Genomic DNA, 15,439 nt, shown 5'->3' on the forward strand with positions numbered 1-15,439 from the left:
TGTCGAGGGGTGAGCCCGAACCGAGTCGTCGCCGCCTCCGCCCTCGCCCTCCTCTCCGCCGCCTGCGCGAGCCGCCCGAACCCGAAGCTCGTGCAGGAGCCGATCTCCACCGAGCGCACCTGGGTGTCCGAGCGCCTCCGCGATCACCCCCTCGTGGGGAAGATCTGGGACGCGCGCGCGGGGCGGCTCGTCGACGAGGCCACGCTCACGAGCGCGGTCGACGGGGCCGATCTCGTGATGCTCGGCGAGATGCACGACAACCTCGACCACCACCTGCTGCAGGCCCGGCTCGTGCGCGCGATCGGCGCGGCGGGGAAGCGGCCGGCCCTCGCCTTCGAGATGATGGAGGAGGACGACCAGCCCGCCATCGACGCCGCGATCGCCCGCGCCCCCCGCGATCCCGACGCGATCGCCCGGGCCGTCGACTGGAATCACAGCGGCTGGTACGACTTCGCGACGTACCGGCCGATCTTCGCCGCCGGGCTCGAGGCGGGCATGCCGATCGTCGGCGCGAACCTGCCCGTCCCCCTCGCGAAGGCGATCGCCATGAAGGGCTCCGAGGCGCTCACCCCGGAGCTCCGCGGCGCGCTCGAGAAGGAGGAGCCGCTCCCGCCCGAGGTCGTCACCTCGCTCCGCGCCGAGATGAAGGCCGCGCACTGCGACGCGCCGATGCCGGACCCGATCCTCGACCGGCTCGCGCTCGCGCAGCGCGCCCGGGACGCGCAGATGGCGCGCCGGCTCTCCGCCGCGGGCGAGGCGGCCGGCGGAGCCATCCTCGTGACCGGCAACGGCCACGCCCGCACCGACCGCGGCGTCCCGGCGGCGCTCGCGCGCGAGCGCCCGGGCCGGCGCGTCGTCTCGGTGGGGCTGTTCGAGGTCTCGCCCGGGAAGCTCGACCCGGCGCTCTACGCCGCGGAGTTCGGGACGGGGCCGCTCCCCTTCGACTTCGTCGTGTTCACGCCCGCCGCAGAGCGTGAGGATCCGTGCCTCGCGCTGCGCGGTCACGACTTCACGAAGCACAAGGCGCCCTGACGGCGGCGGGAGAAAAAAAGAGCGCCGCCGGCCCGGAGCCCGGCGGCGCCCACCCCCCGTGGCGATGCGGGGGGCCCGCGCTTCGAAACTAGTTGGTGGCAGTGGCCTTCTGAGGCGCCGCCTTGGCCGTCTTCGTCTGGGCCTTCTTCTCGGTCTTCGCTACGGCCTCCTTGCCCTTCGTCGAGGCGGTGGTCGAGGACGACGAGGACGCGGTCGTCATCTGCTTCTCGCCACACGGGAAGGCAGGGGTCGCGAGGCCGAGGATCGCGAGCGCAGCGGCGGCGCGGAGAACGAGCTTCATGGATCACTCCTTCGTTCGGGCCCCCGGAGCGGAGCCTGCGCAACTCATGACGACCGCGGCGTCGTGCCGCAACCCCTCGCGGCCGGATCGGACGTTTGCGCCCCGAGCGTGTCGGCCGGCTGCCCCGTGCTGGGGAGGACGTGCGCCCTGCGCGGGCCCCTCGGGCGGCTCGACCCGGGCCGCGCGACCGCCTCGGCCTGGTCACCCCACCGAAGGCTCGGCCTCGTGACTCACGGATGACCCGCGCGGCGTAAACCGCGCGAATGCGTGCACTCCTCGTGCAGGGCTCCACGCCGCCGACGTACTGGGGTTACGGGCACAGCCTCCCGTTCATCCGCAAGGACGCGGCGCTCCCGCCGCTCGGGCTCGCGACGCTCGCGGCGCACCTGCCGGCGAGCTGGGAGCTCAGGCTCCACGACGAGCACCTCGAGGCGCTGCCGGACGAGCTCCTCCGCTGGGCGGACGCGGTGCTCGTGTCGGGCATGCTCGTGCAGGCTCCGTCGATGCGCGCGACCCTCGCGCGCGCCGCCGCGCTCGGCAAGGTCACCGTCGCGGGCGGGCCCGCCCCCACCACCTTGCCGGAGCGGTTCCCGGAGGCGGGGTACGTGTTCCAGGGCGAGGCCGAGGGCCGGCTCGAGCGGCTCGTCGAAGCGCTCGAGCACCCCGGCGGTCACGACCGCGTCCTCTCGCCAGCCGGCGAGGAGCGGCCCGATCTCGCGCTCGCGCGGGTCCCGCGCTTCGATCTCCTCGCCCTCGACCGCTACGCGAGCCACGCGATCCAGGTGTCGCGCGGGTGCCCGTTCAGCTGCGAGTTCTGCGACATCATCGAGGTCTTCGGGCGCACGCCGAGGGTGAAGACCGCGGCGCAGGTGCTCGCCGAGCTGGAGGCGCTCCGCCGCCTCGGAGCGCGCGGGCCGCTGTTCCTCGTCGACGACAACTTCATCGGCAACCGGCGCGCGGCGGCCCGGCTCCTCCCCGAGATCGCGCGCTGGCAGGAGGCGCACGGGCGGCCGTTCGACCTCTACACGGAGGCGAGCCTCGATCTCGCGACGCTCCCGGAGCTGCTCGCCGCGATGATCGACGCCGGCTTCTCCGCGGTGTTCGTGGGGATCGAGACGCCCGATCGCGCCGCCCTCCAGGAGGCCGGCAAGCGCCAGAACCTGCGCGTCGATCCGGCGGAGGCGGTGATGCGCCTCACCGCCGCCGGGCTCGAGGTGTTCGCCGGGTTCATCGTGGGCTTCGACGCCGACGACGCGGGCACGTTCGCGCGCCAGCGCGCGTTCATCCAGGCGCTCCCGATCCCGCGCGCGATGGTCGGGACGCTGACCGCCCTGCCCGGCACCGCGCTGTGGCGACGGCTCGCGCGCGAGGGTCGGCTGCGCGCCGAGGCCAGCGGTGACCAGTTCGGCGAGACGAACTTCGAGCCGGCCATGGGCGAGCTGCCGCTCCTCGAGGGCTACCGCCGGCTGCTCGCGGAGCTCTACGACGAGGACGCGTACTTCCGCCGCTGCGCGCTGCACCTCGCGCTCGCGCCGGCCCGCCCGAGCCCGCTCAGGCCGGGGTCCCTCGCCGCGCTCGCGCGGATCGTCTGGCGCCTCGGCGCGCGCGGATCGCGCCGCCGGCACTTCTGGCGCCTCGTCGCCCAGGCGCTGCGGCTCGGCCCCGCGGCGGTCCCGCGCGCGGTGACGCTCGCGGTGCTCGGCGAGCACCTCCTCCGCTACACGCACGAGGAGGTGCTGCCGCGCCTCGACGGGCGGCTCGCCGCGCTCCGGGCGGCCGGACCCGGGTCCGGCGCCGGGCTCGCTCGCGCGGCTGCGGCGCCGTCCGCCTCCTGACGGCGACCGGCGCCTCGGACCGCGCGGGAGCCCTCGGCCCGAGGGGCGGCGCGCCTACTTCTTGTAGGCGCCGGCGACGAGCACCACGCCGTCGACGAGCTCGAAGTACGCCACCTTCTGCTCGACCTTGTTCGTGACGGGGTTGTTGAACTTGTACTGCTGCCAGCCCTTCCCGTGCTTCCGGGCGAGCTGGAGCCGCTCGCGGACGAACTCCCGCCCGTCGGGGTCCTTGTCGCTCATGTTGTTCTTGCCGACGCGCTCCGGCTTCGTCGGGTGCGCGAGACAGGTGCCGTCGAGGTCGTACGCGAAGACGTACAGATCCCGGTAGATGAACGGACCGTGCGGGTCGTTGAAGGTCGCGATCGCCTTCTCCTTGCCCTCCTTCTTCATGAACAGCGCCGCCCGGTGCACGAGCAGCTCGGCGTCCTTGCTGGTGGCGTACGGCTCTGCGGCGGCGGCCTGCCCGAACGCTCCGAGGACGACGGCGGCGAGGGCGGCGGCGAGGAGCTTCTTCATGCGGGATCCTCCAGGATCGGGGTGCGAGATCGGGTCGGCGGGTGGAGCGTCGCGGGGCGGCCCCGGGTCAGCGGGCGCCGGCGGCGCGCAGGCGGGGCAGGTCGGCCGGGGCGAGCGCGCGCGGGTGGGCGTCCGGCGCCTTCGCGGGGCCGTCGTCCGCGACGGTGAAGAAGGCGGCCCGCTCGCGGAGCGCGTCGGCGTGGGTGGAGAGCTCCTCGGCGGTGGCAGACAGCTCCTCGGCGGCGGAGGCGTTCCGCTGCGTGACCTGATCGACGACCGTCATCGCCTTCGAGAGCTGACCCACGCCGGCCGACTGCTCCTGCGACGCCGCCGAGACCTCGCGCACCCGCTCGGCGGTCGTCGCGATGGTCGTCACGAGCTCCGCGAGGAGCCCGCCGCTGCGCTCGGCGACGCCGACGGAGCGGGCGGCGAGCTCGCCGATCTCCTTCGCGGCCGCCTGGCTGCGCTCGGCGAGCTTTCGGACCTCGGTCGCCACGACGCCGAAGCCCCGCCCCTGCTCGCCCGCCCGCGCCGCCTCGATGGCGGCGTTCAGGGCGAGGAGGTTCGTCTGGTAGGCGATCTCCTCGACGATCGAGACCCGGTCGGCGATGGCGCGCATCGCGTTCACGGTCTCCGCGACGGCCGCGCCGCTGCGCTCCGCGTTCCTCGCGCCCTCGCCCGCCATCCGCTCCACGTCCCGGCTGCTCGCCGCGTTGGAGCCGATGGACGCGTTCATCTCCTCGAGCAGCGCCGAGGTCTCCTCCACGCTGGAGGCCTGCTCGCCGGTGCCCTGCGAGAGCTGCTGCGAGGTGGCGGAGACCTGGCCCGCGACCGAGGCCAGCGCGGCGGCGCCGGAGCGCACGTCGCCGATCACCTGCGCGAGCTGTGCGCCCATCCGGCGCATCGCGGCCTGCAGGTCGCCGAGCTCGTCCTGGCTCGTCACCTCCACCGCGTCGCGCAGGTCGCCCGCCTCGATCCGCTCCGCCGCCTGCACGACCGAGCGGAGGCCGCGGCGGATGGCGCGGACGAGGAACGCCCCGGCGGCGGCGAGCGCCGTCGTCGCGAAGAGGAAGACGAGCGCGATGTCGCGCCGGGCCTCGGCCTCGGCGTCGCGGGCGCGCGCCTCGCTCGCGTCGGCGGCGGCGCGGGTCTCCGCCGCGCTCGCGTCGACGACCTCGAGGAGCCGCTGCGCGTCGACGCGGAGGCGCTCGAACGCGTCCGTGACGTCGTGCTGCGCGCCGGCCTCCTCCGCGAACTGGCCCGCCGCGCCCGCCTCCTGCCTCGCCCGCGCGGCGGCGTCGAGCTGCGCGAGATCCTGCTTCCAGCGGTCGAGCGCGGGCGCGATCGCGGGCGCCCCGGCGTCCGCGCCACGCCGCGCCGCCTCGAACCCCCGCTCGGCGTCCACCGCCTCGCGGAGCTGGCCGGCGATCAGCGCAAGCGCGGCCTCGTGCACCGCCGGCTCGAGGGTGCCGTTCTCGACCGCCGAGGCCGCGCCCGTGGCGCGCCCCACCGCCGTGGCGAGGCGCGACACCGCGACGAGCTGGGGCACCTTCGCGCGCGCGTAGTCGCCGACCACGCCGCCCATCGAGGACGTGGCGAGGAGACCGGCGCCGCCGACCAGCGCGACGAAGATCACCGCCACGACGAGGAGTCCCAGCACCTTCCCACTGAGCCGCAGCTTCATCACGTTCACCTACCCGGACAGGACGTCTCGACCGTCCTCCGAATGCAGGACGGAGGCCGCCTGTGGCGGATCCGCGCACCGTCAAGAAGCGGGGGTCCAAGCTGCCGCCGATCCTGGGACCCGGGCGGATAGGGCTCCGCGGCCGCCGCAGGCGGACGGGCCCGGCCCGGCCGACCCGAGGTCGAGCACACCCGCCGGCCGGGACCCGGGCGCGCCAATCCCTTATGTTCCCTCCGCGACCTGCCGTGACGCTCGCCGACCTCATCGACCTCGAGGCCCAGCTCGCCCGCGATCGGGACGCGCCCGCCGGCGCGCTCGAGCGGCGCGATCGCGAGGCGCTGCGGGAGGACTCCCGCGCGGGCGGACGGGCGGAGCTGCTCGGCCGCTGGCTCGCCGCGCTCCGCGAGCGCGAGCCGGGCCTCCTCTTCCCCGGGCGCACGGTGTCCCGCGCGCTGGCCGGCGTCCGGCTCGCGCTGGCGGCGCTGGGGCTCGCGCTCGGCTGGGGCGCAGCCACCGCGCTCCTGCACTACACCGGCGAGCACCCCGTGAACGTGTGGGACGTGCTGCTCGTCCTCGTCGGCGTGCAGGTGCTCCTGCTCCTGTTCCTCCTCTCCGCGTTCCTCTTCCCTCTCGCGACGCTCGGGGCGCCGCTCGTGGGCGTCTTCCGCGAGGCGGTCGGGGCGCTCTACCCGCGCCTCGCCAGGCGCGCCGCGGGAACGGCGCGCGCGGAGGAGTGGCGCGCGCTCTGGCACCGGCTGCGCAGCCGCCGCTCGCTGTACCACGCCGTGGAGCCCTGGCTCCTGCTCGGCGCGACGCAGACGTTCGGGGTCGCCTTCAACGTCGGGGCGCTCCTCGGGTGCCTGCGCCTCGTCGTCTTCTCCGACATCGCCTTCGCCTGGAGCACGACGCTCGTCGACCTCGACGCGCCTCGCTTCCACGCCCTCGTCTCCGCGCTCGCGCGGCCGTGGGCGTGGCTCTGGCCCGACGCCGCCCCCTCGCTCGCCCTGGTGGAGGCGACGCGCTACTCGCGCCTCGAGGGCGCCTACCTGCACGCAGGCGCCGGCCGCGCCGCGGATCTCGCCCTCGTCGGCGGGTGGTGGCGCTTCCTCCTCGCCGCGGTCGCGACCTACGGCCTCCTCCCGCGCGCGCTCGCGCTCGCCGTCGCCCGCCTCCGCGCCGCGCGCCTCCTCGCCCGCCTGCCGCTCGACGACGCCGAGATCTCGCGCGTCCTCGCCCGGCTCGCAGGCCCGCTCGTCGAGACGGGCGCGGTCGTCCCCGAGCCCGCGCTCTCCGGGGCGCTCCAGGGTCCGGTCCCCGCCGCCGCGCCGCCCGCGGGGACGCGCTGCGCGGTGGTGCTCTGGCGAGACGTGCCGGAGCACCCGGGCCTCGCGGCGGCCATCGCGCGGCAGGTCCGGTGCGAGATCGCGAACGTGCACGCCGCCGGCGGGCGTGAGGGGCGCGACGAGCTCGGCGCGCGCTGGCTCGCCGCGGTGGACGGGGCGGAGCCGGTGGTCGTGGTCGCCGAGGGCTTCGAGGCGCCGGATCGGGCGGCGCTGCGGCTCGTGCGCGACCTGCGCGCCGCCCTGGGCCCCCGCCGGCACCTGCTCGTGCTCGTGGCGGAGGTGAGGGAGGACCGCGTCGGCCCGGCCGCGGACGCGACCGTCCGCACCTGGCGAGAGGGGCTCGCCCGGCTCGAGGATCCGTACCTCGCCGTCGAGCCGCTCCGGGGGGCGCCGTGATCCCGGCGGTGCCGCGCTTCGCGGTGGTCGGCCGCGTGAACAAGGGGAAGTCGAGCATCGTCGCGACGCTCGCGGAGGACGACTCGGTGCGCATCGACGCGCGGCCGGGGACCACCACCGAGGTCCGCGAGTTCCCGGTCCGCGTGGACGGGCGGACGCTGTTCGTGCTCGTCGACACGCCGGGGTTCGAGGACGCGCCGCGCGCGCTCGCCTGGCTCCGCGCGCGCGAGGTGAGCGCCGCGGAGCGGCCGGCGCGCGTCGCCGAGCTCCTGCGCGCCTTCGAGGGCACCTCCGAGTTCGTCGAGGAGCGCCGCCTGCTCGCGCCGATCCTCGCCGGCGCGAGCGTGCTGTACGTCGTCGACGGCACGCACCCGTACCGCCCCAACTACGACGCGGAGATGGAGATCCTCCGCTGGACGGGCCGGCCCGGGATGGCGCTCGTCAACCGGATCGGCACGGAGGACCACGCGGCCGAGTGGCGCCGCGCGCTCGATCAGCACTTCAAGATCGTGCGCGACTTCGACGCGTTCTCGGTCTCGTTCGAGGAGCGCGTGCACCTCCTGCAGGTCTTCCGGGAGCTCCGGCCCGACTGGCGCGCAGCGGTGGACGAGGCCGTGGCCGCGCTCGTCGCGCAGCGCCGGCGGCGCCGGGAGGAGGCGGCCGCGCTCGTCTCCAGCCTCCTCGTGGACGCGCTCACGCACACCGAGGAGCTCGCGGTCGAGGACGAGGCCGCCATCGAGGAGCAGCGCGACCGGCTCGAGCGGAGCTTCCACGACGCGCTCCGCGCGCGAGAGCAGGAGGCGCGCCGTCGCGTCGAGGCGCTCTACGGTCACCGCGAGGCGCGGTTCGACGAGGGCCCCGGCCTCGAGCGGCCGGTGTACCGCCAGGATCTCTTCGCCGAGGAGGCGTGGAAGATGCTCGGGCTCTCGCCCGCACAGCTCGTCGCCGCCGGCGCGCTCGCCGGCGCGGCGATCGGCGGCGCGGTGGACGCCGCGGTCGGCGGCGCGAGCATCTTCGCGGGCACCGTCCTCGGCGGCGCGCTCGGCGGCGGCGGCGCGCTGTACGGCGTCGGGAGGCGCTACGCGCGCGTCCGCTCGATCGGGCCGCCCGGCATCCCCGGCCTCCTCCTCGACGTCCAGCGCTACTGGTCCGGCGCGCGCCGCTTCCGGATCGGACCCCACGCGCAGCCCAACTTCCCGTGGGTCCTGCTCGATCGCGCGCTCCTCCACTACGACAGCGTCGTCCGCCGCACCCACGCCCGGCGCGGAGCGATCGCGGTCGACGCCGGCGAGGGCGCGCGGGCAGGCATCGTCGCGGAGTTCGCGCGCGGCGAGCGGCGCGCGCTCGAGGCGCTCTTCCGGCGGCTCCGGCGCGACCCCTACGACCCGCCGCGCTGGCTGGCGGACGATCTCGAGCGGGCCATCGCCCGGATCCTGCGCCGCGTGGATCCCGTCCCGGGCGAGGAGCCCTCGACGGGAGAGCTCCCGGGCGGCCCCGCCCCCGCGCGCGGAACGCCCGCGCGCTGACGGGCCCACCCGCCGCCGCGCGACGGATCTCGCGCTGTGGCCGCCTCCGCGGCGGGCGCCGATGCTCATCATTCATCGCGTCCTGGTGATGCAACCGTGCACGCGGTTGCCGCTCGACGAGCGGCCCAGCGCGCGGACCGGTGGGGCATCGACGGGGGTGAGCCCGTGCGGCCCGGAACGCGCCCTTCGGAGCGGTACGCGAGCGGCAAGCTCGCGGCGAGCGTTGACTGCTGGGACCCGGGCCGAGAGGTCGAACGCCTGGCGGAGGCGCCGCGCCGCGACGTCGGCCCGACCGAAGCTGGAGAGCCGTCGCTTGGGTGCCGCCGCGGCGGCGAGGCGCCGTCCGCGCGCGGGGCGCCGGCGCAGCCGTGCCGGCCCGCAAGTCTCACTGCGCCCACATTCCTAGCTGCAGGACGGGGCGCAGGGGCGCGACGCCAGCGCGTTCCTGCGGCGTCGTGCCCTCGGCCAGGTCGCGGCGGAAGCGCTCCATGTGCTCGCGTCCGAAGGTCCTCTCGGCGTGAAGCAGGTTATGAGCTCGGCAGGCGAGCCGTAGATTGTCGATCGTCGAGGGCCCCCCGAGCGCGACGGGTTGGATGTGGTCGAGCTCGAGCTTCCAGCGGCTGCTGCAGCGGCACCCGTCCGGACCGACCCAGGCGCAGCGCCCGCCGTCGCGCTTCCACACCGCGCGGCGCACTATCGCTGGGATCGTGGACGTCGGCTCCGGGGACGCCGCCGCGGTCGGCTCCGGGCGCTTTGTCTTTCGCTCCGGCGCGACCGCGCCCTTGCGCTTGCCGTGCTTCTCGATGGCGCAGCGGATCGCCTCGTGGAGCACCGCCGCCAGGTCACCGTCCGGGATCTTGTGCGAGAGAAGACATCGGAGCGTCTCGAGGTCCTCCTTGCAGGCGCGGTCGAGGGTGACGCGGAGGGACCAGTGGCTCTCGGTGACCGCCACGGTCTCCGACCTGCGCCTCGGCCTCTCGCTCCGGACTTCGCGGGTTGCCGGGGACGCGCCGTCTGTCGGGCTCGCGGGCATGGGCGCTGCGGGTGCTCCCTCCGACGGCTCGGCGCGCTCCCCGCCAGCTTCCGGCGCTGTTAGCGGCAGCGCCGCGCTCGCCTGGGCGGGCTCGCGCTCCGGGAGCTTGCGGATCCCCGCGCGCGGCGCGGCGCGCGCCTGGATGGAGGCGACGAGGTGCTCGACCTCGGCGCGGGTCCGGTACGCGGCGCGGCAGAGGAGGTCGTCCACGTTCTCCTCGGTGAAAACCTGGCCGAGGAGCGTCACGGTAGACAGGCAGACGCGCCCATCGCGCAGCGGCGCCTCGAGCCTCGGGAAGCGGCGCAGCACGCGCATGGCCTGGATGCGGCGGCCGGCGGCCCCCTCCCGGAGGTGGAGGACCTTCAGGCAATAGGCCCAGAGCGAGGCATGCCCCGCCTCGACGAAGGCGCGCCGTCGGTCGAACTCGTCGAGGTGGAGGAGGAAGTCGACCTGGACGTTTCGTTCCTCTCCGGCGAGCTGGCGCAAGCGAACGGCGAGGGCGTCCGAGTCGAGTGAGGCGGGGGCGAACGAAGACATAAGGTGCACCTCCATATGCACCCTTCGTAACACGCGATTTCGGGAGCTCCGGAGGCGCTCCAGGCTCGCGCGAGCGCGGCTTTTCTCGGCCTCCTCTCGGCAACCCCCTCCCGCGGTCGAACTCGCGCGCCAGGCCCAGCTGCGCGCGCTGGAGCGGCCCTATCGCGCCGCCTCGAACCCCGGAGCGGAACTTCGGCGGGAGCAGTCAAGGACGTTCTTTACGCACCGCAACTGGGACGGATTGTTCATATCGTCAGGAAGCCCGTACGACGACCGGCGCTTCCTCTGGCGATAGTTGTCACGATTAGTGAATTGGTGTGCGCCTCTTCCGGGCTCGCCGCCGCGCGTGGGCGCGAGCGGTCACGGCAAGACGCTCTCGGTGGAGACGCTCGCCTGAACCCGCCACTCCGGCCGGGCCGCTCGGAACCGTGCCCGGAGAGCGCGATCCCACCTCGTTGATGCCCGAGTCCGATGCGCGCATCCATACGCCAATCCATCGGCGTACGGCCCTCCGGGCGGTCGACCCTGAGATGTGATGAATCGAGGCCAGCTCGCCCGCGAGGTCCATCGCGGTCGAGGTCGAGGGTCGGGCCCCTACGCGCCCCCCACCAGCGCCGCGAGCTCGCCCTGCACGTCGCTGCCGACGTTCAGCTCCACGAGCCGGCGGAGGTGCGCGATGCTCTCGAGGTCGATCGCGTACCAGCGGACGCCGAGGCGCGTCCCCTCGCGATGCGCGATGGCGCCGTCCATCCGGATCACCACCTCGCCGCCCTCGAGCCGGAGCGCGAGCGCGCACGGGTCGCCGCGCTCGACCTCGAGCCCCTCGCCCACCTCGACGAGCGCGCCCTTGAGCCCGATGTCCAGGAGCCGCGCGGGCGCGGTGCCGCGCTCCACGTGCAGCTCGACGCCGGCGTGGAAGGGGATGCGCGAGAACCGCCGCCGGTCGGGTGCGTCCATGCAGGACCTCCGCGCGCGGCCCGCTGGAGGGCCGACGACGTTCGTCCGTCGAACCTCGCCCGAGGGATCAGCGCGGCGCAACGGGCGGCTCGGGGCGTGCGCGAGCGCGCACCTCCACGTGCGCGCCCGTGACCATCACCGGGCGAAGCCGGGCGCCGGCGAGCGCCTCGAAGATGGCGCGCGCGACGACCCCCGGATCCTGGAAGAGGTCCGCGACCACCGAGGCGGGGAACACCTCGCAGGCGGCTGCCGCGTCAGGGCGGCGATGCGGCTGGAAGCCCGAGCGCCCGAGCAGCTCGAAGGCGGCGCGGTACGGAGCGAGATCGGCGCCCGAGAGCGCGAAGCGAATGACCGTCCACATGACCCTTGCGGCGAACCTCCGTCACGGCAGCCGAGCCACCAAGTGCCCCAAGGGGAGCCGCCTCCGGGTGCGGCAAGGAGGGCGGCGCCCGCCCGTCCGGGTTGCGTGAGGCGGCAACTGCGTGGTCTGGTGCGTGCCATTGCGAACGCTCGAGGAGCTCGTCCAATTCGTCCGCGAGCGGACCGACCCCGCGCCCGTCCCGCTCGCGCCGGAGCTCGTCCTCCATCAGGCGAGCGAGCTCACTCCGCTGTGGCACGCGACGGCCGCCGAGCTGGCCGGATGGGACGACTCGCCGTTCTGGGCCTTTCCGTGGGCGGGAGGCCAGGCGCTCGCACGGTACGTGCTCGATGGCCCGGAGCTCGTCCGCGGGCGCTCGATCGCCGACTTCGCGACCGGCAGCGGCCTCGTCGCCATCGCCGCGCTCCGCGCCGGCGCGGCGAAGGTCCTCGCGCTCGACCTCGATCCGTTCTGCGAGGCGGCCGTACGCGTGAACGCAGGGCTGAACGGGGTCGCGCCGGAGTTCCGGGCGGGCGACGCGATCGAGGCGCCGCTCCCCGCGGTCGACGTGCTGCTCGCCGGCGACGTGTTCTACGAGCGGTCGCTCGCCGCCCGCAGCCTCGCCTGGTTCCACCGGCTCGCCGCGCTCGGCGTGCGCGTCCTCGCCGGCGACGCGGGCCGCACCTACGCGCCGCGCGAAGGCTTCGTCGTCCGGGCGTCCTACGACGTCCCAACGACGGTGGAGATCGAGGACGGTCCGGTCCGGCAGGCGCGCGTGCTCGAGATCCTGCCCTGACCCTCGGCGCGTCGGGGCGGGCCCCGCCGGATCCTGCTCGCGAGGCTGCGCCCGGCGGGACGGATGTTAGGCTCGGCGCGATGCTCGACCTGCACTCCTCCCTCGCGCGTCCAGCGGCCGTCGTCTGCGGCCTCGTGACCCTCGACCGCGTCGCCGGGCGGCTCGTCCCGGGGGGCTCTGCGTGGTACGCGGCGCACACCTTCCGCGGGCTCGGCGCCGAGGCACGCGTGCTCACCGCCGCCGGCCCCGACTACCCGCAGAGCGCGCTCGCCGGGATGGAGTCCCGCATCGCGGCGGCGGCGCGGACCACGCTCTTCGTGAACGTGCACGCGCCCGGCGGCGGCCGCCGGCAGCGGGTCGAGGCCGCCGCCCCGCCGCTCGATCCCGCCGCGCTCCCCGCCGCATGGCGCGGGGCGGACGTGCTGCACCTCGCGCCCGTCCTCGGCGAGATCTCGCCCCGCGCCTTCGCGGACGCCGCCGGCGCACGCATCGTCGGCCTGGGCGTCCAGGGACTCGTGCGTGCCGTCGCGCCCGACGGCGCGGTCGTGCAGCCGCGCTGGTCTTTCGCGCCGGCCGAGCTCTCCGGCGTCACCGCCGCGTTCGTGGGAGAGGACGACCTCGCCGGCCAGGACGACCTCCTCGCGCGCCTCGCCGCGGCCGTGCCCATCGTCGTCTTCACCCGGGGCGCCGCCGGCTGCACCGTCACCGCGAGGGGCCGCACCTTCCACGTGGGCGTGTTCCCGACGCGCGAGGTCGATCCGACGGGCGCCGGAGACGTGTTCGCGGCCGGCTTCCTCCTCGCGCTCGCGCGCGGCGCCGACGCGGGCGACGCGGCCCGCCTCGGCGCGGCGGCTGCGTCGATCGTGGTCGAGGGCGTGGGAGGGGAGATGCTGCCGCGGATCGGAGAGGCGGCGGAGCGCGCGGGCCGGGTGCCCGTGATCGCGGGTTGATGGGGTCGAGGTCGCGATCGCGGTCGAGTTCTACCCCTCCCTCCCCAGCGTCCGGAGCGCCGCCGCCCACAGCCTCGCCTCCCGCTGCGTGAGCCGCGCGCGACGCAGCGGCGCGACGAGGTCGCGCACCGCGTGCCGCTCCGGTCCCGCGAGGAAGCCCCCGGTCCGCAGCGCGGTCCGCAGCGCCTCCTCGAGGTTGCCGAGCTCCTCGTCCGTCGCGCCCGCCGGCGCGGGCGCGGGAGCCCGCTCGTGCGCCTCGAGCGCCGCCCGCCGGAGCTCGTACGCGTAGAGGAGCACCGCCTGGGCGAGGTTCACGGACGGCTGCGCCTCGTCCGTCGGGATGGCCGACAGGTCGTGGCAGCGGTGGACCTCGTCGTTCGTGAGCCCGCTGCGCTCGTCGCCGAAGACGATCGCGGTCCGCCCGGCCGGGGCGCGCTCGAGAGCCTCGCGCGCGACCGCCGCGGGAGCGAGGCGCCGCTTGCCGCGGACCCTCCGCGAGCTCGTGCCGACGACCCAGGCGCAGTCGGCGACCGCCTCGTCGAGCGTCCGGACGAGCCGGGGCCGGTCGAGGAGGTCCTCCGCGTGCACCGCCACCCTGCGCGCGGTCGCGAAGTCGTGCGTGCCGAGCTCGGCGATCGCCCAGTCGCCGAGGCCGAAGTTCTTCATCGCGCGGGCGACGGCGCCGAGGTTCTCGGGGTTGCGCGGGCGGAGCAGGACGATCCGCACGGGGGCGGCGACGAGGGGCTTCGCTTCGGCCATGCGACATCGTACGACGCCTCCTCGCCCGCCCGCTCGGCCGGCGCCACGGTGGGCGCGGCGCGCTGCCCGCCTCCACGGGAGCGCCCCGACGGTCCCTCTCGCGCGACGCGAGCGCGTGAGGTTCGATGGACGCGGAGGTGGGCGATGCGAGTGCGCGAGGTGATGACGCGGAACGCCGTGACCATCGGCGTCGACGAGACGCTGGTCGCGGCTGCGCGGAAGATGAAGGAGCTCGGCGTCGGCGCCCTCCCCGTGCTCGAGGACGGCACGCTCTCGGGGATCGTGACCGACCGCGATCTCGCCGTGCGGGCGACCGCCGCGGGCGCCGATCCCCGGCGCACCCGGGTCCGTGAGGCGATGACGCCGCAGGTCGTCGCCTGCACCGAGGAGGACGAGCTCGCCGAGGCGGCGCACGCGATGGAGGCGTGCGCGGTGCGGCGGCTCATCGTGCTCGATGGGACCGGGCACCTCGCCGGCATGCTCTCCGTCGAGGACATCGCGAACGCGAGCACGGCGCTCGCCGCGGAGGTGCTCCGCCACGCGCGCGACCCGGCGCTCCACGCCCCGTGAGCGGGGAGCGGGCGCTCTGGCTCTCGCGAGGCCGTGCCGCCGTGAGCTCGCGCGTTCGCGGCGGCTGGGGTCGTGCTAAGTAGCGCGCGTGCTCCACGGCGGCTTCCACCTCCCCATCTTCTTCGACGTCGCCGCCTCGTTCCTGTTCGCGGTCACCGGCGCGATCTCCGCGGTCCGGAAGCGCTACGACCTCGTCGGCATCCTCGTGCTCTCGTTCGCCACGGGGCTCGGCGGCGCGCTCCTCCGCGACGGACTGTTCCTCCAGCAGGGGCCGGCGGCCGTGCTCACCGACGGGCGCTACCTGCTCGGCGTCCTCGGCGGCGGGCTCACCGGCGCGTTCTTCGGCCGGCACGTCCAGCGCGCCCGACTCGCGATCGAGATCGTCGACGCGCTCGCCCTCGGCGTATACGGGGTGGTGGGCGCGCAGAAGTCGCTCGCCGCAGGCCTCCCCCTCGTGTCGGTGGCGCTGGTCGGCTGCGTGAACGCGGTGGGCGGCGGCATGCTGCGCGACGTCCTGGTGCGCGAGGAGCCCCTCATCTTCAAGCCGGGCGAGTTCTACGCGCTCGCCGCCCTCGCCGGCGTGCTCGCCTTCATCGCGCTCGCGGCGGGGCTGCACCTGCCCGAGGAGACCGCGGCGATCGGGGGGATAGGTCTCGCGTTCATGGTACGTCTCCTCTCGATCCGGCTCGGCTGGCGAACCGGCGCGTTCGAACCCGACCACGGCCCCTGACGCACGCTCGCCCGGTTGCTCTTCGTCAAGGCAGCCGAGCGACCCGTTTGCGTAGAGTCCCGCGGCTTTCGCACCCATCGAGGGTGTCAACCCGCGGTAAGCATCAGGAGCTCTTC

Annotated in this window: 15 protein-coding genes; 8 read left to right on the plus strand and 7 right to left on the minus strand. The window is 75.3% G+C overall.

Going from position 1 to position 15,439, the window contains the following annotated elements; genetic code table 11:
* Nucleotides 1-9: 9 nt before the first annotated feature.
* The gene (locus MNY62_RS02520) at nucleotides 10-1,032 is read left to right on the plus strand and encodes a ChaN family lipoprotein (RefSeq protein WP_242342521.1); all 1,023 of its coding nucleotides are present in this window, start codon (nucleotides 10-12) and stop codon (nucleotides 1,030-1,032) included.
* Nucleotides 1,033-1,120: 88 nt separating this feature from the next.
* Here the strand turns inward: MNY62_RS02520 and MNY62_RS02525 are convergent, their stop codons facing one another.
* Entirely contained in the window at nucleotides 1,121-1,333 is a 213-nt protein-coding gene (locus tag MNY62_RS02525) for a hypothetical protein (RefSeq protein ID WP_242342522.1), read from the minus strand.
* 263 nt (nucleotides 1,334-1,596) lie between these two features.
* Between MNY62_RS02525 and MNY62_RS02530 the strand changes: the two genes are divergently transcribed.
* Nucleotides 1,597-3,168 carry a B12-binding domain-containing radical SAM protein gene (locus tag MNY62_RS02530; RefSeq protein WP_242342523.1) on the plus strand — a complete coding sequence of 524 codons (1,572 nt, stop codon included), beginning with the start codon at nucleotides 1,597-1,599 and terminating at the stop codon, nucleotides 3,166-3,168.
* Nucleotides 3,169-3,222: 54 nt separating this feature from the next.
* Here MNY62_RS02530 and MNY62_RS02535 read toward each other — a convergent pair whose 3' ends face one another.
* Nucleotides 3,223-3,684: a cache domain-containing protein gene (locus tag MNY62_RS02535; RefSeq protein WP_242342524.1), complete on the minus strand. Its 462-nt coding sequence runs from the start codon at nucleotides 3,682-3,684 to the stop codon at nucleotides 3,223-3,225.
* A 67-nt stretch (nucleotides 3,685-3,751) separates the two neighbouring features.
* Complete coding sequence (locus MNY62_RS02540) at nucleotides 3,752-5,368, minus strand: methyl-accepting chemotaxis protein (protein WP_242342525.1); 1,617 nt, start codon at nucleotides 5,366-5,368, stop codon at nucleotides 3,752-3,754.
* A gap of 245 nt (nucleotides 5,369-5,613) precedes the next feature.
* Between MNY62_RS02540 and MNY62_RS02545 the strand changes: the two genes are divergently transcribed.
* Both MNY62_RS02545 and MNY62_RS02550 read left to right on the plus strand, forming a co-directional pair.
* Nucleotides 5,614-7,107, plus strand: coding sequence for a DUF2868 domain-containing protein (locus tag MNY62_RS02545; protein WP_242342526.1), 1,494 nt, complete (start codon nucleotides 5,614-5,616; stop codon nucleotides 7,105-7,107).
* Nucleotides 7,104-8,633, plus strand: coding sequence for a DUF3482 domain-containing protein (locus tag MNY62_RS02550; protein ID WP_242342527.1), 1,530 nt, complete (start codon nucleotides 7,104-7,106; stop codon nucleotides 8,631-8,633). Before MNY62_RS02545 ends, MNY62_RS02550 begins: the two co-directional genes overlap by 4 nt.
* A 385-nt stretch (nucleotides 8,634-9,018) precedes the next feature.
* On the opposite strand, the gene MNY62_RS02555 is transcribed toward MNY62_RS02550, so the two are convergent.
* The 3 genes from MNY62_RS02555 to MNY62_RS02565 form a co-directional block, all read right to left on the minus strand.
* On the minus strand, nucleotides 9,019-10,203 hold the full coding sequence (locus tag MNY62_RS02555) for an HNH endonuclease (RefSeq protein ID WP_242342528.1): 1,185 nt from the start codon (nucleotides 10,201-10,203) through the stop codon (nucleotides 9,019-9,021).
* 594 nt (nucleotides 10,204-10,797) lie between these two features.
* Nucleotides 10,798-11,160, minus strand: coding sequence for a PilZ domain-containing protein (locus MNY62_RS02560; protein WP_242342529.1), 363 nt, complete (start codon nucleotides 11,158-11,160; stop codon nucleotides 10,798-10,800).
* Nucleotides 11,161-11,227: 67 nt separating this feature from the next.
* Nucleotides 11,228-11,521: a hypothetical protein gene (locus MNY62_RS02565; RefSeq protein ID WP_242342530.1), complete on the minus strand. Its 294-nt coding sequence runs from the start codon at nucleotides 11,519-11,521 to the stop codon at nucleotides 11,228-11,230.
* 133 nt (nucleotides 11,522-11,654) lie between these two features.
* On the opposite strand from MNY62_RS02565, the gene MNY62_RS02570 reads away from it, so the two are divergent.
* Together MNY62_RS02570 and MNY62_RS02575 are read left to right on the plus strand one after the other, a co-directional pair.
* Nucleotides 11,655-12,314, plus strand: a complete 660-nt coding sequence (locus tag MNY62_RS02570) for a class I SAM-dependent methyltransferase (protein ID WP_242342531.1) — start codon at nucleotides 11,655-11,657, stop codon at nucleotides 12,312-12,314.
* Between the two features lie 80 nt (nucleotides 12,315-12,394).
* Nucleotides 12,395-13,264, plus strand: a complete 870-nt coding sequence (locus MNY62_RS02575) for a PfkB family carbohydrate kinase (RefSeq protein ID WP_242342532.1) — start codon at nucleotides 12,395-12,397, stop codon at nucleotides 13,262-13,264.
* Between the two features lie 30 nt (nucleotides 13,265-13,294).
* Here the strand turns inward: MNY62_RS02575 and MNY62_RS02580 are convergent, their stop codons facing one another.
* Nucleotides 13,295-14,023: an RNA methyltransferase gene (locus MNY62_RS02580; protein WP_242342533.1), complete on the minus strand. Its 729-nt coding sequence runs from the start codon at nucleotides 14,021-14,023 to the stop codon at nucleotides 13,295-13,297.
* Between the two features lie 144 nt (nucleotides 14,024-14,167).
* Here MNY62_RS02580 and MNY62_RS02585 point away from each other — a divergent pair, with 144 nt between their 5' ends.
* Nucleotides 14,168-14,593 carry a CBS domain-containing protein gene (locus tag MNY62_RS02585; protein WP_242342534.1) on the plus strand — a complete coding sequence of 142 codons (426 nt, stop codon included), beginning with the start codon at nucleotides 14,168-14,170 and terminating at the stop codon, nucleotides 14,591-14,593.
* Nucleotides 14,594-14,681: 88 nt separating this feature from the next.
* Nucleotides 14,682-15,323 (plus strand): trimeric intracellular cation channel family protein, encoded by a 642-nt coding sequence (locus tag MNY62_RS02590; RefSeq protein ID WP_242342535.1) that lies wholly within the window; start codon nucleotides 14,682-14,684, stop codon nucleotides 15,321-15,323.
* Nucleotides 15,324-15,439 lie beyond the last annotated feature (116 nt).

It is taken from the genome of Anaeromyxobacter terrae (assembly GCF_022690685.1).
Lineage (GTDB): Bacteria > Myxococcota > Myxococcia > Myxococcales > Anaeromyxobacteraceae > Anaeromyxobacter > Anaeromyxobacter terrae.